The sequence below is a fragment of the Bartonella rochalimae ATCC BAA-1498 genome (assembly GCF_000706645.1).
Lineage (GTDB): Bacteria > Pseudomonadota > Alphaproteobacteria > Rhizobiales > Rhizobiaceae > Bartonella > Bartonella rochalimae.
In genome coordinates this window covers 276,850-300,253 of record NZ_KL407338.1, presented here as the reverse complement: position 1 = coordinate 300,253, position 23,404 = coordinate 276,850, and the positions used below count along the sequence as shown (strand labels likewise).

At 35.8% G+C, this 23,404-nt stretch carries 23 protein-coding genes; 4 read left to right on the top strand and 19 right to left on the bottom strand.

The window, feature by feature from the left end; all coding sequences use genetic code 11:
• Window positions 1–22 precede the first annotated feature (22 nt).
• The 5 genes from O99_RS06060 to cysS all read right to left on the bottom strand — a co-directional run bounded on the left by O99_RS06060 (window position 23) and on the right by cysS (window position 5,908).
• Complete coding sequence (locus O99_RS06060; protein WP_035007242.1) at window positions 23–853, bottom strand: CDP-alcohol phosphatidyltransferase family protein; 831 nt, start codon at window positions 851–853, stop codon at window positions 23–25.
• Window positions 854–861: 8 nt separating this feature from the next.
• A complete protein-coding gene (locus O99_RS06055; RefSeq protein WP_035007240.1) occupies window positions 862–1,560 on the bottom strand; it encodes a phosphatidylserine decarboxylase in 699 nt (232 codons plus the stop codon).
• A 107-nt stretch (window positions 1,561–1,667) separates the two neighbouring features.
• On the bottom strand, window positions 1,668–3,554 hold the full coding sequence (locus O99_RS06050; protein ID WP_035007238.1) for an ABCB family ABC transporter ATP-binding protein/permease: 1,887 nt from the start codon (window positions 3,552–3,554) through the stop codon (window positions 1,668–1,670).
• Window positions 3,555–3,680: 126 nt separating this feature from the next.
• On the bottom strand, window positions 3,681–4,349 hold the full coding sequence (locus O99_RS06045) for a DUF421 domain-containing protein (RefSeq protein WP_035007236.1): 669 nt from the start codon (window positions 4,347–4,349) through the stop codon (window positions 3,681–3,683).
• A gap of 50 nt (window positions 4,350–4,399) precedes the next feature.
• Complete coding sequence (cysS, locus tag O99_RS06040) at window positions 4,400–5,908, bottom strand: cysteine--tRNA ligase (RefSeq protein WP_035007234.1); 1,509 nt, start codon at window positions 5,906–5,908, stop codon at window positions 4,400–4,402.
• A 977-nt stretch (window positions 5,909–6,885) separates the two neighbouring features.
• Here cysS and O99_RS06035 point away from each other — a divergent pair.
• Complete coding sequence (locus tag O99_RS06035) at window positions 6,886–7,263, top strand: TIGR02301 family protein (RefSeq protein ID WP_035007232.1); 378 nt, start codon at window positions 6,886–6,888, stop codon at window positions 7,261–7,263.
• Window positions 7,264–7,914: 651 nt separating this feature from the next.
• Here the strand turns inward: O99_RS06035 and O99_RS06030 are convergent.
• Entirely contained in the window at window positions 7,915–9,243 is a 1,329-nt protein-coding gene (locus O99_RS06030; RefSeq protein WP_035007230.1) for a dihydroorotase, read from the bottom strand.
• A 63-nt stretch (window positions 9,244–9,306) separates the two neighbouring features.
• On the opposite strand from O99_RS06030, the gene ygfZ reads away from it, so the two are divergent.
• Both ygfZ and O99_RS06020 read left to right on the top strand, forming a co-directional pair.
• Complete coding sequence (gene ygfZ / locus O99_RS06025; RefSeq protein ID WP_035007229.1) at window positions 9,307–10,173, top strand: CAF17-like 4Fe-4S cluster assembly/insertion protein YgfZ; 867 nt, start codon at window positions 9,307–9,309, stop codon at window positions 10,171–10,173.
• Window positions 10,173–10,802 (top strand): HD domain-containing protein, encoded by a 630-nt coding sequence (locus O99_RS06020; protein ID WP_035007228.1) that lies wholly within the window; start codon window positions 10,173–10,175, stop codon window positions 10,800–10,802. Before ygfZ ends, O99_RS06020 begins: the two co-directional genes overlap by 1 nt.
• Window positions 10,803–10,948: 146 nt before the next feature.
• On the opposite strand, the gene panB is transcribed toward O99_RS06020, so the two are convergent.
• The 11 genes from panB to rpoZ all read right to left on the bottom strand — a co-directional run bounded on the left by panB (window position 10,949) and on the right by rpoZ (window position 20,294).
• On the bottom strand, window positions 10,949–11,764 hold the full coding sequence (gene panB / locus O99_RS06015) for a 3-methyl-2-oxobutanoate hydroxymethyltransferase (protein ID WP_035007227.1): 816 nt from the start codon (window positions 11,762–11,764) through the stop codon (window positions 10,949–10,951).
• 13 nt (window positions 11,765–11,777) lie between these two features.
• Window positions 11,778–12,623, bottom strand: a complete 846-nt coding sequence (panC, locus tag O99_RS06010; protein WP_035007224.1) for a pantoate--beta-alanine ligase — start codon at window positions 12,621–12,623, stop codon at window positions 11,778–11,780.
• 19 nt (window positions 12,624–12,642) lie between these two features.
• Window positions 12,643–13,389, bottom strand: coding sequence for a DNA repair protein RecO (gene recO, locus O99_RS06005; RefSeq protein ID WP_035007221.1), 747 nt, complete (start codon window positions 13,387–13,389; stop codon window positions 12,643–12,645).
• A gap of 4 nt (window positions 13,390–13,393) precedes the next feature.
• Window positions 13,394–14,296, bottom strand: coding sequence for a GTPase Era (era, locus tag O99_RS06000; protein WP_035007218.1), 903 nt, complete (start codon window positions 14,294–14,296; stop codon window positions 13,394–13,396).
• A gap of 15 nt (window positions 14,297–14,311) precedes the next feature.
• Window positions 14,312–14,995 carry a ribonuclease III gene (gene rnc / locus O99_RS05995; RefSeq protein ID WP_035007215.1) on the bottom strand — a complete coding sequence of 228 codons (684 nt, stop codon included), beginning with the start codon at window positions 14,993–14,995 and terminating at the stop codon, window positions 14,312–14,314.
• A 14-nt stretch (window positions 14,996–15,009) separates the two neighbouring features.
• A complete protein-coding gene (lepB, locus tag O99_RS05990) occupies window positions 15,010–15,792 on the bottom strand; it encodes a signal peptidase I (protein ID WP_035007214.1) in 783 nt (260 codons plus the stop codon).
• Between the two features lie 79 nt (window positions 15,793–15,871).
• Window positions 15,872–16,273, bottom strand: a complete 402-nt coding sequence (acpS, locus tag O99_RS05985; RefSeq protein WP_035007213.1) for a holo-ACP synthase — start codon at window positions 16,271–16,273, stop codon at window positions 15,872–15,874.
• 5 nt (window positions 16,274–16,278) lie between these two features.
• On the bottom strand, window positions 16,279–16,872 hold the full coding sequence (locus tag O99_RS05980; RefSeq protein ID WP_078673852.1) for a DUF2062 domain-containing protein: 594 nt from the start codon (window positions 16,870–16,872) through the stop codon (window positions 16,279–16,281).
• 88 nt (window positions 16,873–16,960) lie between these two features.
• Complete coding sequence (gene pyrE / locus O99_RS05975) at window positions 16,961–17,539, bottom strand: orotate phosphoribosyltransferase (RefSeq protein WP_035007211.1); 579 nt, start codon at window positions 17,537–17,539, stop codon at window positions 16,961–16,963.
• 12 nt (window positions 17,540–17,551) lie between these two features.
• Window positions 17,552–19,780: a RelA/SpoT family protein gene (locus O99_RS05970; protein ID WP_035007209.1), complete on the bottom strand. Its 2,229-nt coding sequence runs from the start codon at window positions 19,778–19,780 to the stop codon at window positions 17,552–17,554.
• A gap of 115 nt (window positions 19,781–19,895) precedes the next feature.
• Window positions 19,896–20,294, bottom strand: a complete 399-nt coding sequence (rpoZ, locus tag O99_RS05965; protein ID WP_035007208.1) for a DNA-directed RNA polymerase subunit omega — start codon at window positions 20,292–20,294, stop codon at window positions 19,896–19,898.
• 815 nt (window positions 20,295–21,109) lie between these two features.
• On the opposite strand from rpoZ, the gene O99_RS05960 reads away from it, so the two are divergent.
• Window positions 21,110–21,778, top strand: a complete 669-nt coding sequence (locus O99_RS05960; RefSeq protein ID WP_035007206.1) for a uracil-DNA glycosylase — start codon at window positions 21,110–21,112, stop codon at window positions 21,776–21,778.
• A gap of 36 nt (window positions 21,779–21,814) precedes the next feature.
• Here O99_RS05960 and smpB read toward each other — a convergent pair whose 3' ends face one another.
• Window positions 21,815–22,294, bottom strand: coding sequence for an SsrA-binding protein SmpB (gene smpB / locus O99_RS05955; RefSeq protein WP_035007204.1), 480 nt, complete (start codon window positions 22,292–22,294; stop codon window positions 21,815–21,817).
• An 18-nt stretch (window positions 22,295–22,312) separates the two neighbouring features.
• On the bottom strand, window positions 22,313–23,197 hold the full coding sequence (dapA, locus tag O99_RS05950) for a 4-hydroxy-tetrahydrodipicolinate synthase (protein ID WP_035007203.1): 885 nt from the start codon (window positions 23,195–23,197) through the stop codon (window positions 22,313–22,315).
• Window positions 23,198–23,404: the final 207 nt, after the last annotated feature.

Below are 23,404 nucleotides of genomic sequence, written 5' to 3'. Positions count from 1 at the left end.
TATAGAACTCTCTAATTATTCATTAGCTACCTATAATGTTTTTGATTTTTCCTTCTAAAGCAGCTTTTTTACTATAAGTCCAAGCACTATAGGGAAGAAAAGCCATATAACCAAAAGCTGTTATTAATAAAGTATACCACATATAAGTAGCCAGAAAACCAACATAAATAACAATAACTAGCATACATGGTATGACAATATCTCGCCTCAAATTATTACCTATTGTTTTTCCACTCCAAACTGGTAAACGACTTACTAAGAGAAAAGCAATAATCACAGTATAAAAACTAAAGAATAAAGCCCATCCCCAATTGAGGATTAAACCGACTCCCCCTAAATAAACAGGTAATAAAAGCATTAATGCACCTGCTGGTGCAGGAACACCAATAAAATAATTCCTCTGCCACTCTGGTATACCAGAATCATCTAGCATCACATTAAAACGAGCTAACCGCAAGCAACACGCAACACAGTAAACAAGCGCAGCTACCCAACCGACCTGATGAGCCTGAGTCAGTATAAAAGAATAAACAACAAGAGCAGGAGTAACACCAAAATTAATAACGTCAGCAAGTGAATCCATCTGCGCTCCAAAAGATGAAGTACCATCCATCGAACGAGCAACACGACCATCAGCTCCATCTAAAATTGCTGCCAAAAGTACTACCAAAATAGCTGATTCATAGCAATTCTCAAAAGCCAAACGAATACCATTCATTCCTGCACAAATTGCTAAAATAGTAATAATATTAGGAATAATATACCGCATCGGTATAGGTGAACGCCGCCGATGAGCAATATCACCACTTTGTCTTTCAGGTTCAAATGAAGAAAACGGTGAAGAATTTTTCATGTCTCATCCTAATCAAGTCTAAAGTCACTTACAGCAACGTCATCACCAAAAGAACCTAAAACTGTTTCCCCCGCAATTGCTATCTGACCAACTGCAACACGCAATTTTACATTAGCTGGCATATAAACATCAAGACGAGAACCAAAACGAATTAATCCAAAACGTTGTCCAGCAATAATTGAATCATCTGTTTTTTGCCAACAAACAATCCGACGAGCAATCAATCCTGCTATCTGAACGACACCAATTTTTCCATGTTCACTATCAATCACCATTCCATTACATTCACTAAATTGACTAGCTTTATCAAATTCAGCATTAGAAAATTTACCAGGACGATAAACGATAGACTCTATTGTCCCACTCATAGGAACACGATTGATATGACATGCAAAAATATTCATAAACACAGAAACACGTACCATTTCTTGATCGCCTAATCCCAGCTCTGCAGGCGGAACACATGGCTCAACAAAAGAAATACGACCATCAGCAGGAGAAAGAACCCAATTCGAATTCACAGGTATCACTCGCTCTGGATCACGGAAAAAATATATACACCACATTGTTAGAACAAGACCACACCAAAACAATGGACTCCAGATTAAACCTAAAATGAGTGAAACGACAAAAAATGCTACAATAAATGGATAACCTTCTTTGTGAATTGGGACAAATCCATTTTGGACAGATTTTACAACAGTCATATAACTTCCTATTCATAGATAATTTAATAATTAATAAATATTTTTCTTCCCCTATTTGTATATTTAATCAATCATTATACATACAATCAGCTACCATTTTATGTAATTTATTTATCACGATTAACAACACCTAGTTCATCCTCTTCACGCATTTTTCGTAATTTCTCTTCAGCTTGTGAAGCCTCAAGCTGCTTATTCCACATTGATGCATATAAACCTTTTTTGCATAAAAGATCAGCATGTGTCCCTTTTTCAATAATACAACCATTTTTAAGCACCAATATCTCATCTGCACCAACCACAGTTGAAAGACGATGAGCAATAATCAATGTTGTACGCCCGCTGCTTACAATATTCAATGCTTGCTGAATTTCCTGCTCTGTCGTTGTATCAAGAGCTGAAGTTGCTTCATCTAAAATCAGAAGTGGTGGTGCTTTTAAAAGTGTTCGTGCAATAGCTAAGCGTTGTTTTTCACCACCAGATAATTTAAGACCACGTTCACCAACTAAAGATTGGAATCCCTCTGGAAGCATTTCGATAAATTTCGACATCTGTGCCATTTCAGCAGCTTTGCGCATCTCTGCATCTGTAGCATTTGGGCGTCCATAATAAATATTATATGCAATTGTATCATTAAATAAAACTGTATCTTGTGGCACCATGCCAATCACTTCACGCAAACTTTTTTGAGTGACATCACGGATATCCTGTCCATCTATGGTTATTGCTCCCTCATTAACATCGTAAAATCGAAAAAGTAATCGAGAAATAGTTGATTTACCAGCGCCTGAAGGGCCTACGATTGCAACAGTTTTACCTCCAGATACTTCAAAATCAATATCTTTGAGAATTGGACGAGTTGAATCATAGGAAAATTTCACTCGATTAAACCGAATAGTACCGTGAGTCACCACAAGCGACTTAGCATTTGGTTTATCAATAATTTCTTGCGGAACATCCAAAAGATCAAACATTGCTTCAATATCCGTTAAACCCTGCCGAACTTCACGATAAATTGAGCCAATAAAATTCAATGGAATAGATAGCTGCATTAGCAGCGCATTAATAAAGACGAAATCTCCCAAAGTTTGCGTCGCATAAGCTACTTCGTAAGCTGACATTAACATAAGAATTGTCATCCCAATACCAAAAATAAGGGCTTGACCAAAATTAAGCCAGCTTAAAGAAGTCCAAATCTTCACTGCAGTTTTTTCATAACCAGCCATAGAATCATCAAATCGACGCGCTTCTAGAGTTTCATTGCAAAAATATTTAACTGTTTCAAAATTCAACAAAGAATCAACTGCACGTGTATTTGCTTCTGTATCCGCCGTATTCATCTCTTTCCGAATACTAATGCGCCAATCACTTGCCTTAATTGTAAACCAGGTATACAAACCAACTGTTATCGTAACGACAAGAAAATAATACCACCCATAACTTATATAAAAAATAAATGCTGCTAGAATAAATTCTAAAATAGTTGGTATTGTATTAAGAATTGAAAATCGAACAACGGCCTCAATTCCCTTTGTGCCGCGTTCAATAATGCGAGAAAGGCCACCAGTTTTCCGTTCCAAATGGAAACGTAAAGATAATTCATGTAGATGAACAAAAGTCTTATATGCTAATTGGCGAATAGCATGCTGACCAACGGTCGCAAAAAGAGAATCGCGCAATTGATTAAATCCAGCCTGAGCAATACGCGCAACGTTATAAGCCAAAACTAATATGATAGGCACTACCCAAATCGATGAAGAAGACCACACAGGTATCTTAAACGCTATATCAAGTGCATTCGTAGCATACTTAAAGAAATATGGAACAAATACGAGAATCAGCTTTGCTAAAATAAGGTAAAATACCGCCCATACAACGCGCATTTTTAGATCAGATCGATCTGATGGCCACATATAAGGCCATAAGTTATAAAGTGTGCGTAGGGTCTGACCTGAAGCCGCTGACACTGTTTTTATGATTCTATTCTGTTTCATAAAATCTTGACTTCTTTATTACCCATTTAATACGCACAAGAACAAGCTCCTATATTGCTCTTTCATAAAATTATATCATACCTTTTATCTAACTCTAGTAAACTGTACAATACAAATACATTTAAATTAAACCGTTCTTGGAAAAGGAACAAGAAATAATCCGCTGGAACGCTTATTATTCTTATCTATATTTTCATACCACTCTGCAACAAATAAATCTTCAATTTTTACACGCTTCTCTTTCAACTGTGTCTTAAGCCATTTCTTTGTTTTATTAATCTCTTTAAGATTTTCTTCAAGTATTTCACCATTTGTTACTAAAATAACAGACCTCTTACCTTCTTCTTTTTTAACAACAGAAAAATCACCATTCGTCTCTAATCGAACAAAATCTGCTTCATGTAAGCGACATCCTTTAATACTTAACATTGTCGCTAAATCATTTACACTGATCCCTAAACGCTTAATCTCATCAAGCTGAAAAACACCATCTACTATAAGTTTAGCATTTCCTCCTGCAATAAGCCGATGAAAAAATACTGAATATCGTGCAAAAAAATTAAAAGATGTAATTAAGATTTGCCAAATAAATAAAATAAGCAATAATTGGATACCACTAATATTTGGATTATAAATAACGCCTCCAATAATACCTCCCATAACAAAATTACTTACCAAATCAATTGGTGTAATTTGACTGAGACTACCACGACCTGTTGTCCTTAAAATAAACAAAAAAGCGATAAGACCCACAACTAGCTTAAGTGTGACATATCCATAACTGTATAATTCCATAAAATTCTCTCCTCATATTTATGAGAGCTACTCGAATATGGAAATGGAAATTAGAATAGTTTCATCTCCCACGTGGTTATACGCTCACCAGTCTGCGGATCCTTGCTATCTTTTAAAAAGATCCCCTCCACTGCAAGCTCATCACGAATTTTATCCGCAGCTGCCCACTCCTTATTATGGATAAGAGCAAGCCTTTCAGCAATACGCTGATCAATAAATTGTAAATTAAGATGTGTCTTGCCAATGAAGAGTGGACATTCTTTTTCCTTAACCAACTCCTGTCTCAATAACCCTAGAAAATCCATACCATGTGTAAGAGCTATAACATTGTGCTCTTTATAAAATTTCCGTAAAATAGTAATTGTATTTGAAGTATTAAGATCATTACTTAATGTTTTAATTAAAGAAGAATCAACAGTTTGATTATCTTCCAAACAGTATTTTTCACTACGAAGCAATTCATACCAGCGATACAACTCACTACTGGACTGTATTAAACGCTGCATTGTCCAATTTAAAGGCTCTCGATAATGCGTTTGTAACATCGAAAAACGTATAGATAAACCAGCCCAGATCTGTTTTACTTCAGCTGACAAAATATCTGCAAACTCAAAAAAATCATCCTCTAAGAGTGAACGAATAGTAATGAAATTCCCAAGACTTTTAGACATTTTTTTACCTTCAACTTGCAAAAAACCATTATGCATCCAAAAATTAGCCATCCGTTCTGTCCCAAAAACTGAACAACTTTGCGCAATTTCATTTTCATGATGAGGAAAAATCAAATCAATACCACCGCCGTGAATATCAAAAATATTTGCCGTCGGATCTTCACAAACAAAACCACCACCATAAGGAGATAACAACTTCGCCATCGACATTGCTGAACATTCAATATGCCAACCAGGACGACCTAAAACGGAAATTCCTGCTGGTGATGTCCAACCTGGTTCTCCTTGAGCAGAAGGTTTCCACAAAACAAAATCCATTTCCCCCTTTTTATAAGAAGCTACATCTATGCGTGCCCCTGCTCTCATTTCGTCAAGTGATCGTTTTGCAAACATACCATAACGAGGGTTATCTCCCATACTACTGACAGAAAATAATATATGATTATCCGCTATATAAGCGTGGCCCTTTTCAAGAAGCCTTTCAATCAAAAACCGTATTTCCTCCAAATGATCCGTTGCGCGCGGTTGACTGGTCGGCGGCAAGCAACCAAGCGCCAATGTATCTTGCTGAAATTGATAAGATGTATGTTCTGTTAATTGATGAATAGCATCATTAAGTTCTAGATCGGGATACTGAAGAGCTGCTTTTGCATTAATTTTATCATCCACATCGGTAATATTACGAACATATATAACATGGTTTTCACCGTAAATATGACGTAACAAACGAAATAAAACGTCAAAAACAATAACAGGACGAGCATTACCGATATGAGCGTAATCATAAACTGTTGGACCGCAAACATAAAGGCGTACTTTAGTAGCATCGATTGGTATAAAATCTTCTTTTCTCCGTGTCAGCGTATTATAAAACCGCAATTCTCCCATCATCACACTCCATTAGTGATACTTCTTAGCCATTCCCTTAAAATTGTTTACATCAATGCATTAATAGCACTGTAATAGCACTGTTTGAAAAGAAATCTCGCCCTGTTGCATCTACTACTAACATCAATTTTTATATATAATAAAAAAATAGCAATAAATGTTCATTAACAAACATACTAACTATGCATACTCAAATAATTAAAATAAATCAAACTGTTGATTGTTTTGAATATCGGATAATTTAACTGTTTAATTTGGTAAAGATATAACCTAAAAAAATATTTGATAACATATAGGTTGTCTTGTTAACTTGATTTGAAATGAGATAAAATTCGAAATCATCATACTAAGCTTATCATAAGGTCTATAACCTCATTTTTCTTGTAACGAGAACAATCAAGCCAACACACAATACTAGCACGATTTACCATAACAGGAATACGATGATGAATGGCATATAAATATTGAAGCAAATGACCACGTAATAATTGCACCCGTATCAATCAGTAATACATCTGCACCATTCTAGATTTCCATAAACTCTGCAGAACCAATAAACCGATATCCTTAGGATGAATGAAATTGTGTCTTTTTCATACCATATTTTTTGCATTCAAAAAATCTAACTGATAATTAAAAGTCACTTTATTCGTTATGAGCAAATGTTAACTGCCATTATCTATTAGATAATAATTTTCATCAAAATAGAATTATGGACAAGAAATACTCTGTAATCTGATGGAGAAAGAAAATTGATTGTATGAAAAAAAAAATAAATACTCTAAAATATTCAATTTTAATATTTTCATGATTATTTTCTTACGTCTATCATGCCCTAAATACTTACTGCACACCTATAGCGAATAAGAATGAGTGAACTATTTTGACTCTATTTATCAATATACAGTCCATAATAAAACTCCTCTATCCACTATTGAAATTCATAGAGATAATGTTAAAAGCGAGTAATAAAAATAATGAATAAGATATTGATAAATATATTTTTTTTAATTTTCTTCTTAATTCCAACACAAACTTTTGCACAACAATACCCACCTTATCATATCAAACTTTTACGATTAGTAGAAATTTTAGGATCTCTGCATTATCTACGTAATCTTTGTAGCCTTCCAACAAATCAATGGTATGATCACATGGTTGCATTAATTGAAGCAGAAAAACCAACTCCACAAATACGTGCTCACCTATATGAAACGTTTAATGCAGCTTACAGCGCTTTTTCAGAAAATTATCATCGTTGTACAGATTCAGCAATCGAAGCAGATCAAAGATATGTAAAAGAAGGTAATGCCTTATCCACAAGTTTACTTAAGCATTTCAATAATGAAAACTAGAAAAAATTGATAGCACTCTTATTTAACTGACATAAATAACTAGAAAACAAATAGATTACTTATAGGCAGTATAAAAATTTGACCCCTGATAAACGTAATTTTTTGCTACTCTTCTACTATAAATCTCTATAATCTCTACATTTCTAAATTTTTTGAGTAACTTTTCTCTCTCTTTATCAACTTTACCCAACGCTTTTATATAATCAGAAAATGACTCTATCTAGAATCCTTAAGACCCGTGAGATATCCCTATCATAAAATAATAACATCTTATGATTTTCTCAGAGAATCCAAATTTTAAGTTTTCAAATCTTACCAACTTGTCTCATGAAAGCCCATGAAATAATTGTTGCTTAAAATATACTATTAGCTGCAGACACAATTTAAATAAGCTGTTCTTGCATATTATCATCGTTATAATAAGAAGTAATATTCCAATAATTATTACTCCTAGCAAAGTAATTAAAAAACGATCCTACTATCTCATACATCCTTTTCTAACGAGTATGTACACTACTCTATAGTTTAGTTGTTTTATAGATAAAATATTCGTCTTTTTATTAAGAATAATCCAAAGAATTAAAAGAAAAAGACGACAAATAGAAATTGCAAAATTCTGCAATAATACTTATCCATTCCCAAAGAGTAGTACTACGATAACGCTTCTATAAATTTAACAGGTTCACCTTGCGAAGGCGTAACAATTTCACCTTCCCACATAACCCGCCTACCACGAATAATCGTCCCCACAGGCCATCCTTTTACCTTTTTACCATCATAGGGTGTCCAACCAGCACGCGAACCAACTAATGCATTCGTAATAATTTCCTCACGTTTAAGGTCAACAATAGTCAAGTCAGCATCATATCCAACAGCAATACGTCCTTTACAACTTATACCAAAAACGCGATTAGGACCATGCGAAGTAAGATCAACAAAACGTTCAAGAGACATTTGCCCTGCATTAACATGAGTAAGCATGATTGCTGCTGTTGTCTGTACACCTGTTATCCCTGAAGGCGATGAGGGATAAGGCTTATGCTTCTCTTCAAGTGTATGTGGAGCATGATCAGAACCTAAAATATCGATAATACCTTGCTGAACTCCATACCAAAGACCTTCACGATGACGTTTTTCGCGAATAGGTGGATTCATCTGAATTAATGTACCAAACCGTTGATAATCATCAGCGCTCAAAGTAAGATGATGCTGAGTAACTTCAACTGTTGCTATGTCTTTATGCTCTTTCAAAAAATCAACTTCTTCCGCTGTAGAAAGATGTAATATATGAATACGTGCCCCTGTTTCACGTGCGATTTTAACTAAACGCTGTGTACATTGTAAAGCTGTAACCTCATCGCGCCAAACTGGATGTGATGACACATCCTCTGTAACACAAAAAGCTTTACGTTCTTTAAGCCGTGCTTCATCTTCAGAATGAAAAGCTGTGCGACGGCGTGTATTTTGCAAAATAAGACGTACACTTTTATCATCGTCCACGAGAAGATTACCTGTCGATGATCCCATAAACACTTTAATTCCAACAACACCAGGAAGTCTTTCCAACTCTGCTAACTCATAAATATTATCACGCGTTGCTCCGACCCAAAATGCATAATCACAGTGCATCCGATGATATCCACGTTTAACCTTATCATTCAAAGCCTCTTCCGATATCGTTAATGGATTGGTATTTGGCATTTCAAAGACTGCTGTAACTCCCCCTAAAACAGCAGAACGAGAACCGCTTTCCAGATCCTCCTTATATTCCTTACCCGGTTCACGAAAATGTACTTGGCTATCAATGATACCAGGCAAAATATGAAGTCCTGTACAGTCAATTAGCTCTCCACTAGATGCACGTGTGAGATCACCAATTTCAACAATACGACCATTCACAACACCAATATCGCGCTTGCTGATACCATCATGATTAACAAGCGTTGCGCCTTTAAAAATTGTATCAAATGTTTTAAACATAGCCATGCTCCTTGTATATAACCTCTCTATCGTTATGTAACTCGAAGCAGAAAGGCAAGAACCATGATTGAAAAACAGAATGCCATAAATTTAAAAAACCGTAAAATTATTAAAGTCATAGGTGAAGAAGCAACAAATTTTCTGCAAGCTCTTATTACTACAGATGTAACAAAAATAAACTCACGAGAGCTCTTTCCTGGTGCCCTATTATCCCCACAGGGGAAGGTTATCGCTGATTTTCTGATTGGTAAAATAGACCAAAACTACATGATTGATATTGTGGCTTCCCTAGCTGACGTTTTTCATAAGCGCCTCACCCTCTACAAACTCCATAAAAAAATAGAAATTACAGAACCATTACAAGAGGTTATAAATGTTTTTTGGAATAATGATTTAGATAATTTAAATTTTAATTTAAGTTTTGTAGATAAACGCTTCCCAAAAAAGGAAAAAGTTATACGAACTTATGGAAAAATTCCTTTTCTTATTCCAGAATATAATACTTGTTGGGATCAAATGCGTATCCATTATGGGATAGCAGAAAGTGGTCAAGATTATGAAATAGGTAAAGTTTTACCCTATGATATTAATTATGATCAAATTCATGGACTTTTCTTCAACAAGGGATGCTATATTGGACAAGAGGTTATTTCACGAATGTATCATCGCAAAACAGCTCGCCGCCGTTTTTTAGTGGTTAAAAGCCAAGCTCCCTTAACCTCAGGCTCTACCATTAAAGCAGGTACAAAAATATTTAGTCAATTAGGAACATGCGTCAAAAATGAAGCTTTAGCCTTAATGCGTATTGACCATGTCAAAGAAGCTATTGATAAAAATCTTCAATTTACAGTAGATGATATTCCTGTAACTATTAATATTCCTGAAAATATGAATTTTACCTTCCCTGAAAACTCCGTAGAGGCTAACTAATGGCTAAAGCTGAATTATCACAAGATGGAACAACACGTGCGTGGCAAAGAATGCTTTCTGGTCGACGGCTCGATTTACTTAATCCTTCTCCTTTTGATATTGAAATTGAGGATATTGCCCACGGCCTAGCTCGCGTTGCACGTTGGAACGGACAAACAAAAGGAGAATATGCTTATTCTGTTGCACAACATTCACTTTTGGTTGAACAAATATTTCAGCAACTTTTCCCACAGTCCTCTAATGAAGAATGCCTCTTTGCTCTTCTTCACGATGCACCAGAATATGTTATTGGAGATATAATTTCACCTTTTAAAGCTGTAATAGGAAAATATTATGAGCGCGTAGAAAAACATATACAAGATATTATCCACATACGCTTTTCCTTACCTGTCAATCCACCTCAACAGATCCTAAAAAAAATCAAACAAGCTGATCGCATCGCTGCTTTTTATGAAGCCACCACTCTTGCTGGTTTTAGTAGAGCAGAAGCTCTTCGTTATTTTGGTCATCCAGGTAATATTGGATCTGATGAACTCAATTTACAACCATGTTCCACACAACAAATTGAAAATGCCTTTTTAACTCGTTTTAACGACCTTGATGTTCAAAAGCCATATTCTGGTTGTTGATTTTTTTATCATAACTGAAAGAATATAAAATTTCTATCATACGGTCATTACCTTAGTGAAGCATTAAGATTCTATTGTATCTCTTCCTATGAATCCCTTCAAAAATTTCTTCATCCCTTTTGTAGAACTGCCGTTTTAAATTCAATTTATTTGAGCTTGTAAACCTCTGAATCAGCTGGAAAAACGCGTGATTTGACATCATTCGCATAATTCCTAATTGCTGCATCCATCGCCTGCTCGAAAATACCATAACGACGTACAAATTTAGGTATATAAGCACCATAACCTAACATATCTTCCATCACCAAAATCTGCCCATCACACTGATTGGAAGCACCAATACCAATAGTAGGAATAGAAAGTTTCTCTGTAAGTTTTATCGCTAATGGCTCTACCACCCCTTCCACAACAACAGAAAAAGCACCTGCCGCTTCAATTGCTGTAGCATCCGCTTCAATTTGTAACCAATCACTTTCATTACGTCCTTGCATCTTAAAACCACCAAAACGATTCACCGCTTGCGGTGTGAGACCAATATGCGCCATAACTGGAATACCACGATTGCATAAAAAACTAATTGTTTCTGCCATATAAGTACCACCTTCAAGCTTCACCGCACCGCATCCTGTTTCTGCAAGAATACGGGATGCATTAGCAAAAGCTTGCTCTGGACTTTGCTCATAAGAACCAAAAGGCATATCGACAACAACAAGAGCACGTTTAGAACTACGCACAACAGCTTGTCCATGTAAAATCATCATATCCATACTAACAGGAAGTGTTGTATCAAACCCATATATAACCATACCAACGCTGTCACCAACCAAAAGCACATCACAATGTGAATCAGCAATCCGAGCGCTATAAGCCTGATAAGCTGTTAAAGCAACAATCGGTTCTTGTTTTTTTCTCGAACGTATTTCAGAAGCAGTAATACGCTTTATATCTTTATGAAGACTCATTTTTTCAGCCTTTTTATTGTAATATATATTGATCAATAAGTCTGACTTTACCAAAGCAAACGGTAAGCAATAAAACCGCAGGTTTGTTTAGTTCCTTTTTAATCGCACACAAAGTTTCCAGATCGCATAAATCTATTGCTTCAATCACAGCACGTGGTTCTTTTTGTAAAACAGAGCGAACAACTTCACACAATTTATCAACGGATCGTTCACCTTGCTCATAAAGCCTCTTAACAGCTTTAAGACTTTCAGGAATAATCCTTGCAGCTTTGCGATCTTCTAATGTCAAAAGTTTGTTACGTGAAGAACTAACAACTCCATCTGCATCGCGTAAAATAGGTACACCGACAATTTCAACAGGAAAAGCCAAATCTTTAACCATACGACGGATAATCAAAAGCTGTTGAAAATCTTTTTCCCCAAAAAAAGCTTTATCTGGTTGAACAATATTAAAAAGCTTAGCAACAACACTGGTCACACCACAAAAATGTCCTGGACGTAATTTCCCCATCAAAATACGTGATAAGTTTTCTACTTCTACAATTGTTTCATTGCCTAACGGCCACATTTCTTCTATAGAAGGCGCAAAAACATACTCAACATTCTCCCTTTTCAATAAAGAGCAATCCCCTTCTAGATCTCTTGGATATACATTAAAATCCTCATGACGACCAAATTGTTTGGGATTAACAAATACAGAAACCACTACACGATCACACATTGACCGTGCCTGTTGTACCAATGCAAGATGGCCATTATGTAATGCCCCCATAGTCGGTACAAAACCAATTGACAGCCCTAAGCGCCTCTCCTCTCTGAGGTGTTGACGCAACCCAGCAATTGTTTTTAAAATTTGCATTTTATTTACTTTCACAAAATCAAAATGTTGATGCTTTCATACAAAATCGCCGTTCAAACAATTGTATCAAACTAACACGCAAAGACAACTGTTTTATACCTCTCGCTTCCCAAACATAGCGTGTTAAAAAAAAATTTGTCAGAATTAATCCTTTGCTTATATCATTAAAATCAACAGGATAAACGCTTTTTTGTACAAGGAATTGTGGTAAAAGTAAAAGCTTATCTTTCCAAGGACGTCCTATTTCTTCACATACAGCACGTCCCGATTTTGGAGAAACATAATAAAGTTTTTCTTGACGGCCTGTTACAGCACAACAAGATAAATCAAGCCCAAAACCAAGTTCTTCAAGCAGTAGAAGCTCAAAACGTACAAGCAGTTCAGCATTTATAAATGGATCCTCAAAATTTTGCATAAAAAAATATAACATATCATACAAAACAGGATGAGGATCACGCTCAGGAAGAAGACGTAAATAAAAAGCCATCAATTGTAGAGAATAAAGCGCCTCTGGTAAAACGATCAATCTTGAAGCATGTAAATTAAGCGCTTCAAGCCTAAATAATCCTAAATGTTCATCTAAACGTGCCCACCATTCAGCTTCAACAAAATTTCCAGGCTGAAGAAGAGGAGCCATACGACGAGAACGTCCACCTTTTACAATTCCCATGTAGCGACCATGCTGACGTGTCATAATTTCAAGAATAACACTCGTTTCACCATGTTGGCGTGTACCGAGAATAATAGCCTGTTCTTTCCACTTCATTGCATCAAAAAAAACCTAATCCCATTTCGCGATAACGCTCTGGGTTCGCATCCCAATTATCACGCACTTTTACAAATATAAAAAGATGAACTTTCTGTCCCAATATATCCATTAATTCCTTACGTGCTGCCTGACCGATAGCTTTAATGGTGCTACCTTTCGCTCCTAAAACAATTTTTTTCTGATTATCACGTTCTACATAAATGACTTGATTAATTTTAACTGAACCATTTGCACACTCTTCCCAATTTTCTGTTTCAACCGTTGATGAATAAGGAAGTTCTTGATGGAGACGAAGAAAAAGTTTTTCACGCGTAATTTCAGCAGCAAGCTGACGCATAGGCATGTCAGAAATTTGATCTTCTGGATAATACCATGGCCCTTCCTGCATAATTGTACTAAGATAATGCAGCAAATCCTTACACCCAGAACCATTTAAAGCTGAAATCATAAATGTCTGTAAAAAATTCACTCGTTCACTCACTTTAGCCGTTAATGCCAAGAGAGATGATTTAACAACCGTATCAATTTTATTCAAAACAAGAATTTTATCCTGCTCAATACTTTTTAAAATATCTAACATTGCATCAACTTCATCTGAAAAACCACTCTGAGCATCAATAAGAACGAGAAGAATATCAGCATTCTTCGCGCCACCCCAAGCAGCAGAAACCATAGCTCGCTCCAATCGCTTATGAGGACGAAAAACACCTGGTGTATCAATCAGAATAATTTGAGTCTTATCATAAATTACAATACCACGAACTAAAGTTCGCGTTGTTTGTACTTTATGCGTTACAATTGATACTTTTGTTCCAACTAACTGATTAACTAACGTTGACTTTCCAGCATTAGGCACACCAATGAGAGCAACAAAGCCTGAACGCGTTTTAATAAGATCATTCACGATTATGTTTCCCCTCTATTTCCATATACCTTCACGTCGCAAAATTCTTTCAGCAGCATCTCTCTCGGCTTGACGTTTAGAACTACCTCGCCCTATCTCAGGTGCATAACCACAAATACTTACCTCCACCATAAAAACCGGATCATGATCTGGACCATAACGCTGTACGACCTGGTAATAAGGTTGTGCACTATCTTGTGTATGAGCCCATTCCTGTAATTCTGTTTTAGCATCACGTCGACCAGCATTCATCTTCTGGGCTCGATCATGCCAATATCTTTGAATGACAGGACGAACGCTCTCTAAACCTCCGTCAAGATATATTACAGCAATTAAGGCTTCAATAACATCAGCATAAATATTAACTAACCGACGACCTTCTAAGTTTTTCATTTCACAACCAACATGAACCATATCGGGTAAACCCATTTCCAATGCAATATCGGCACATGTTTGTGCATTGACCAAGCCATTCAAACGTACGGATAATTCACCTTCACTTGCTTGTGGAAAAATTTGATAAAGCATTTCAGCAATCAAAAGCCCAAGAACTCGATCACCTAAAAACTCTAATCTTTCATAATTACCCTGCTCTGAACTTTGCACACTAGAATGTGTCAATGCTCTTTTTAATCTGTCTGCATCTTTAAAACTATGCCCTGTCAGCTTCTCTAGCTGATCAATAATTTGATGCTCCATCACAGAATTCCTACTTATTTATCAAGCGGAAAGTCACGAATAGTATGAATGAAAGAAAATAAACGATTCCAACGCACGTCAAATGGCCAACGCCAAATCTGCCACGCACTCGAACCATTACTAATAGAGAAAAAAATCAAATTAGCTCGACCAATAAGATTTTCATCTGGAACATATCCTACATTCAAACGGCTATCATCTGAATTATCACGATTATCACCCATCACAAAATAATGTCCTGGTGGAACCTCAAAAACCTTTGTATCATCAACCTGAGGGATAAAACCTAAATTAAGTGTATTGTAACTTACACCGTTAGACATTGTTTCGCGATAAACATCAACAGGATGATTAACCTCTGTCACATCAGGATCATCAATCTTTCCCATAAACTGACGTGAAACAGCTTCATCATTAATATAGAGAACACTTTGACGAACTTGAACACGATCACCGGGTAATCCAACAACACGTTTAATATAATCAATATCCGGATTGCTAGGTAAACGAAAAACCAAAACATCCCCACGCTTAGGCTGAGACGCCCAAATCCGTCCTGAAAAAATAGGAGGAGAAAAAGGTATAGAAAAACGAGAATACCCATATGCATATTTGGAAACGAAAAGATAATCTCCCACTAGCAAAGTAGGACGCATCGAACCAGAAGGAATAGTAAAAGGCTGAAAAAAAAGTGTACGAATAATTCCAGCCAAAAATAAAGCCTGAATTAAAACAGAAAAAAATTCAATAATTTCATTTTTTTTATCTTTTTTTTGCATTTTCTCTTCTTGTTTCATCCTGTACTACCTTTTTATAGATAAAACTTATTTTGCAATCATAATGTCCAAATAATAAAAGCACAATCTCTCATGGAATCTATCCACGTGGAAGTGCTTCTATAATAACAAATGCCTGCGCCCAAGGAAAATCATCTGTTATACTGAGATGAACCATCACCTCATGATGAGGAGGTAATAATTTTTTTAACTGTGCGTGTGCGCAATTCGTTAGCCTCATAGTCGGTTTGCCAGATGGTAAATTAACTACCCCCATATCTTTCCAACTAACACCACAAGCAATTCCTGTTCCTAAAGCTTTAGCGCACGCTTCTTTAGCAGCAAATCTTTTAGCATAGGAACTAGATCGCTGACAAAGACTTTCAGATTTTTCCTGTTCAACATCTGTAAAAATACGCTGAATAAAACGGTCACCATAGCGAACCAACATCCTCTCAATTCGCCTTATATCAACCATATCACTGCCAAGACCAATAATCATAAATATTACCTAAGCTTTTTTGCTTTGAATATCTTTCTCTTACCATCTTTTGATAGAGATTTTTTTTGAAAATGAATTATTGTTCTGTAAATACCTATATAAGATAAACTACCAAAAATAATACCTAAAAATATTCCACCCACAAACATCGGCATCATAATCAAATTCCATGTTTCCCAAAAAAATAACCATGCTTGCGAAAACGTCAAACCATCTAACATATTGCGAATTTGTGAAAAAGAAATTTCACTTTCATGACCAAAGAACAGTAAAAATAGGCGACCGACTTTATAATCAGCCATGATGATAAGAAAAAATGTCAATGGATTAGAGAAAACAGTTCCGATAATTGCCGCAGCAAAATCGCCACGTAAAACCCAAGAAAAAAATATTGCTAAAATGATGTGCAATCCCAAAAGAGGTGAACAGGCTGCAAAAATACCAATAGAAAACCCCAGCGCCACTTTATGGGGCGTTGCTGATATACGTAAAATACGTTCACGCATACGATAAAATAAACCACACAGGCTAAGCTTACGTCGAACACACTTTCCAAAATTCTTCAATGTCTGATAATTAAAAAATATGTGGTTACTCATATATACCTTGTACACACTAAATAATGCTTATATTTTATGTTATTCAGATTTATTTCATCAAGCATTTTCGTAGAAAAATTAATAAAATTCAAATATTTCGGCTTCCTGGCTTAATCACCGGAAGCACAGCAAGCTCAGGAGGCAAAGCATTAGCATCATAAGATGCAATTTCATACTCGGCTAGTGAAATGAGTGGGACTCCTATATTAACTTTACCACCAGACCGATCAAGAATACACGCACTCGCTACCACATTGGCTTTTGCTTCAACCAATGCTTCAATGGTCTCACGAATAGAAAGACCTGTTGTCATAATATCTTCAACAATAACAACCCGCGCATCTTTTTCAATTTCAAAGCGGCGTAATTGGAATATACCATTCACACGCTCTACCCAAATAGAGGGAACGCAAAGATGACGTGAAGTCTCGTACGAAGGAATGAGACCACCAATTGCAGGCCCAACTACATAGTCAATTTTTTCTTTCACATATTTCTTAATTTTTTGAGCCAAAGCATAACACAGCTTTTCGGTAAGATCAGCATGCATAAACACTTTTGCCTTTTGTAAATAAGTAGCACTATGACGACCTGATGTTAAAATAAAATGCCCTTCTAAAATAGCATCTGCTTGTTTGAAAATATTAATCACATCTTGTGTATTCATTGCATAATCTCTTTACCCATAAACCCGATGTACCATATTCACTGATCTCGCTCTTTTTAACTGAGAAAAGATACGATTTAAATGTTTTAAATTCCAAATCTCAAGATCAATAATAATTTCTGTAAAATCTGTTCCCTTACGAACAAAAGATAAATTTTCAATATTGGCATCATTTACAAAAATGATCTGAGTAATTTCAGCCAAAGAACCAGGACTATTTACAGCTAAAATATTGATTCGAGTAGGAAAACGTTCACTCATCTCAGAATCAAGATCCCAGCGGACATCAATCCACCGTTCTGGCTGATCATCATAAGCCGTTAAAGCCGAAGATTGTATCGGATAAATAATAACACCCACACCCGGCTCCATAATACCAACAATTTGATCTCCTGGCACAGCTCCTTCAGGAGAAAATTGTATTGGAATGTCGCCTTTTGTGCCTTGAATAGGTAACACTCTATATTGACGCTCTTTCTTTGAAGCTTTTCCTTTTTTATTTTCAAGAATCTTTAAAATCATACCTTGAGCATTTTCAATATTAAACCAGCTTCTCTCCTTAAACTTAAACGATGGCTTTTTCACCACAGAATCGTCTTGATGATTTGGATAAACCGCTTTAACTACATCTATAGCAGCCAACTCACCACGTCCAACAGCTGCTAAAACATCTTTTACGTCCTTACGTGCCAAACGCGGTAAAATTTGCTTAAGCATATCTTGTGAAAATTGTTTTCCCGCACACTCAAATGAACGTTCAAGAATACGACACCCCAAACCTGAATATTGCTTATGTATTGCTGAACGTGTTGCTCGACGAATTGCAGAACGTGCCTTACCTGTTACAACAAGGGATTCCCACGCCGCTGGTGGAGATTGAATCTGCGAACATATAATATTAACTTCATCACCATTTTTTAATTTGGTCATTATGGGCATAATACGACCATTGATTTTTACTCCCACGCAAGAATTACCAATATCGGTATGTACTGCATAAGCAAAGTCAATGGGTGTAGCGCCTTTTGGAAATGCAATTAACTGCCCTTTCGGCGTAAAACAGAAAACCTGATCATGAAAAAGCTCAAGCTTTGTATATTCTAGAAACTCTTCTGGATTATGGCCATCTGCCAAAGATTGAATTGTTTGACGCAACCATGCATAAGCATTAGTCTCACTTGATAAGCGTGATGATGAATAATCAGAACCGTGATCTTTATAAATGGCATGTGCCGCAACGCCATATTCAGCAATCCTATCCATTGCACTAGTTCTAATTTGTAATTCGATGCGTTGCCCTGAAGGCCCAACAATTGTTGTATGAATTGAACGATAATCATTTTGTTTAGGGATAGAAATATAGTCCTTAAAACGCCCAGGAACCATCGGCCATGTAGTGTGTATAATACCAAGAGCGCGATAACAATCATCTACGCTCTCAACAATTACACGAAACCCAAAGATATCAGATAATTGTTCAAAAGATAAGGTTTTGCTTTCCATTTTACGAAAAACTGAATAAGATTTTTTCTGACGACTTTTAACATTGGCTTTAATACCGTTTTTCAAAAAAAGTTTTGTCAATTCTTTTTCAATTGTGGAAAGCAAATCGCGATTGCGCACTAATAATTCAGAAAGCCTATCATTAATAGTACGATAACCCTCTGGATTTAAATAAAAAAAAGAAAGATCCTCTAGCTCTTCACGCATATCTTGCATCCCCATACGACCAGCAAGCGGCGCATAAATATCCATTGTCTCTTCAGCAATCCACCGACGCTTATCATCACGCATGACATCAAGGGTACGCATATTATGAAGACGATCTGCTAATTTAACCAAAAGAACACGAATATCATCAGAAATAGCAATAAGAAGCTTACGAAGATTTTCTGCTTGCACAGCTTTCTTCGATACGAGATCAAGCTTATTAAGCTTTGTAAGCCCTTCAACTAATTTACCAATTTCAGGTCCAAACAGTTGATCAATTTCTTCTCTTGTAGCATTTGTATCTTCAATTGTATCATGCAAAAGAGCAACGGCAATTGTTGCTTCATCTAAGTACATATCCGTTAAGATAGAAGCAACTTCTAAAGGATGAGAAAAATAAAGATCACCTGAAGCACGCCTTTGATGACCGTGCTTCTGCATTGCATAAACATAGGCCTTATTTAATAAATCCGCATTTACGTCAGGCTTGTAACGCCGTACACGCTCAACCAGCTCACACTGACGCATCATATAGATATCCTCAGAAATTTTGTAATTAAATTATTATTAAATACCCTACGAATAAAGAAAAAACAAATCTACCAAATGATAATCTATGCATTACTTTTTCAATAAAATATGATGATTAATAATCATCACTTTTCTCTGGCACAACTAAGCTCTCAATACCTGCCAAAAGCTCTTCTTCTGACATATAATCAAATGAACCAGTGTTTTCTTCTGATGAAGAACCCACAATATCTCTGGATTCGCCTGAGTGAGAAATAAACTCCATTGTTCCTTCTGGCTCATCAACTTCTACATGCTTTTGTAAAGAGTGAATAAGATCTTCTTTCAAATCAGCAGGAGACAAAGTTTCATCTGCTATTTCACGTAAAGCAACAACTGGATTTTTATCATTATCACGATCAATTGTAATCTGTGCACCTTCTGAAATCTGGCGAGCCCGATGCCCAGCTAAAAGCACCAACTCAAAGCGATTATCAACCTTATCAATACAATCTTCTACTGTTACACGGGCCATTTATGTCCCTTTCTTCAAGGTTCAAAAATTAACAATTACGTTAGAATATATACAATAATCAAAACAAAAAACAAGAAAAACAATACACACCTTATTATTTTTTCCAACTATAGCACTATAGCAAAACTCTTGAAAAAAATTTAGGTTTATAAAAACACTAAGATCTATAAGCGTTTGGAAATAAAACAATCTTAAACTATTGCATTCTAATAACACAGTAATTATTCATAGTTAAAGAAAATGGATCGCACAAAAAAGTAAGCGCATTCATCAAAAAAATTACAATATAAACGGCATTGTGCTGTATTTTTTCTTTCTACAACCATAAAGATTTATTCAGATATAAATGAAAACTGGTAGTATATTACAGCTGAAAAACCAAGTGCAGAGAACAAAGCCTTAATTAACTTATTAATTATAAAGCACTATATTATAAGGCTATTTGGCATAAATATCCGAACCTTCCTCCACCGACAAACTAAATATACCTAATCCACAAGCATCTTTAAAAAATATAGTTTTTTAATCCATCACTATGCAAAAAATTAAGTTTCTATAATTAAGAAAATAACATATCCCCCTTAAAAAAAGAAAAAACTTTAAATTCTTTTGGTAATGTATGGTCAATACATTACAACTAATCATAGCAATACATATTCTCTCTATAACACAATCAGCAACAAATTCATCTAATCATATTGTGAAAAAATCTCTGTATGCATATTATAAAGCTGTTTACAAAAATATACTCGACTGAATATCAAATAAAATAGCTTAAAAGATTTTTGATAAAATATAATTGGTACCTGCAATCCATGAACAGTAAATTAACATCATTGTGCCCAGAACCACCTCCAAATTGTAATTTGTGTCCTCGCCTAAATAACTTTATCGCTGACTGGCGTATTAAAGAACCTCATTGGCATAATGCACCTGTTAGTCCATTTTTTCCTCATAAAGGGGCTGCAACAACACGCCTTCTAATTGTTGGACTTGCTCCTGGATTACGCGGAGCAAACCGAACTGGACGTCCTTTCACAGGCGATTATGCTGGACACCTTCTTTATTCAACGTTAAAAAAGTTTGGTTTTGCTCAAGGTACTTTTGCAGAAAGATCAGATGATTCCCTAGAGCTCATCGATACTGCAATTGTTAATTCAGTACGTTGTGTTCCACCAGAGAATAAACCCACTGGCACTGAAATCAACACTTGTCGACATTTTTTTTCACCTCTTTTAACAAATCTTCCTCAGCTAAAAGCCATCATTACTCTTGGCAGCATTGCGCATAACTCCACTCTACGAGCTTTAAATGCAAAAACCTCAGCACACCCTTTTGGTCATGGAAAAATTAGTGATATTGGTAGATTACGTATTTTTTCAAGCTATCACTGTTCACGCTATAATACTAATACCGGCCGTTTAACAGATACTATGTTCTATCAAATCTTCGAAGCTGCAAAAACCTATTTAAATCAATGTTGAAATCTTTCTAACGAAGATATGGAAATTTCTTTTCCATTATCCATACTTTCTAAAAAGTCGTGCCTTTTCACGCTCCCAATCTCGTTTTTTTTCTGTTTCACGTTTATCGTGAAGTTTTTTACCACGTGCTAAAGCAATTTCCAATTTAACACGCCCCCGTTCATTAAAATAAAGTTTAAGTGGAGTAATCGTCATACCCTCACGAGAAATTGCATTAAAGAAACGCGCCATTTCACGCTTTGAAAGTAATAATTTACGCAAACGACGTGCATCATGATTAAAACGATTCGCTTGCGTATATTCAGGAATATGAGAATTAATCAACCATAACTCTCCCTTCTCAAAGCTAGCATAACTTTCAGAAATATTGGCATGATTGGAACGTAAAGACTTAACCTCTGTTCCTTGAAGAACAATACCGACCTCAAGAGTATCAAGAATTTCAAAATTGAAACGTGCTTTACGATTATCGGCAATAACTTTTCGTATTGATGCTGTCTTTTTTTTGTTGTTCATAGCTATTTCAACATAATTTTATTCTTTAAGAAGACCTGCATGTTGCAAAGCAGCATCAATAATCCTCTTTGTAGTATTGTCTAATGGAACAATCGGTAAACGAACAGTATCCCTACAAATTCCCAATTTTGCAGCAGCATATTTAATACCCGCTGGATTTGGTTCAATAAATATTGCACAATTAAGGGGCATTAAACGATCATTTAATTCTAATGCTGTATTATAATCACCACGATGGCAAGCAGTATAAAGCTCTGAACAAAGCTTTGGAGCAACATTAGATACAACTGAAATACACCCTACACCTCCATGTGCATTAAAGCCTAATGCTGTTTTATCATCACCGGAAAGCTGTATAAAATTCTTACCACATTTTTCTCGTTGTTCACTTACCCGCTCAATTTTACCTGTTGCATCCTTAATACCAACGATATTTTTAAAATCCTGACAAAGATTTTTCATAGTTTCTACAGTGAGATCAATAACAGATCGCCCGGGAATATTATAAATCACAATAGGAATAGAAATAGCTTTCGCAATAGCAGAAAAGTGAGCATATAATCCCTTTTGATTAGGCTTATTATAATAAGGAATTACTACTAAAACTGCATCTGCACCTACTTTCTCTGCATGCTGTGCAAGCTCGACAGCCTCATCCGTGCTATTTGACCCCGCCCCTGCAACAACAGGAACACGCTTAGAAACTTGTTTAACGCATAATTCTACAACTCGCTTATGTTCTTCATGACTTAAAGTTGCTGACTCGCCTGTTGTCCCAACGGGACTCACACCATGAATACCTTGTCCGATTTGCCATTCAATAAAATTGCAAAATGACTTTTCATCAATAACACCATCTTCATTAAATGGTGTAATCAATGCAGTTAGTGCTCCCTTGAGCATAATAAACTCCTGATAATATTAAATTTTATTTTTAATAACCACCTTATTATAATAACATAGTCTTGCTCTATGGCTGAAGCAAGTTGAATTTCATAAAGATCTTACAATATTAATTTATAATTTCTGTATGCTGAACATTTCCTAAAAACACAACTAAGTTGTTAACATGTCGTTCATGCTTCTCTTTTAAAATTTATAAAGTATTAC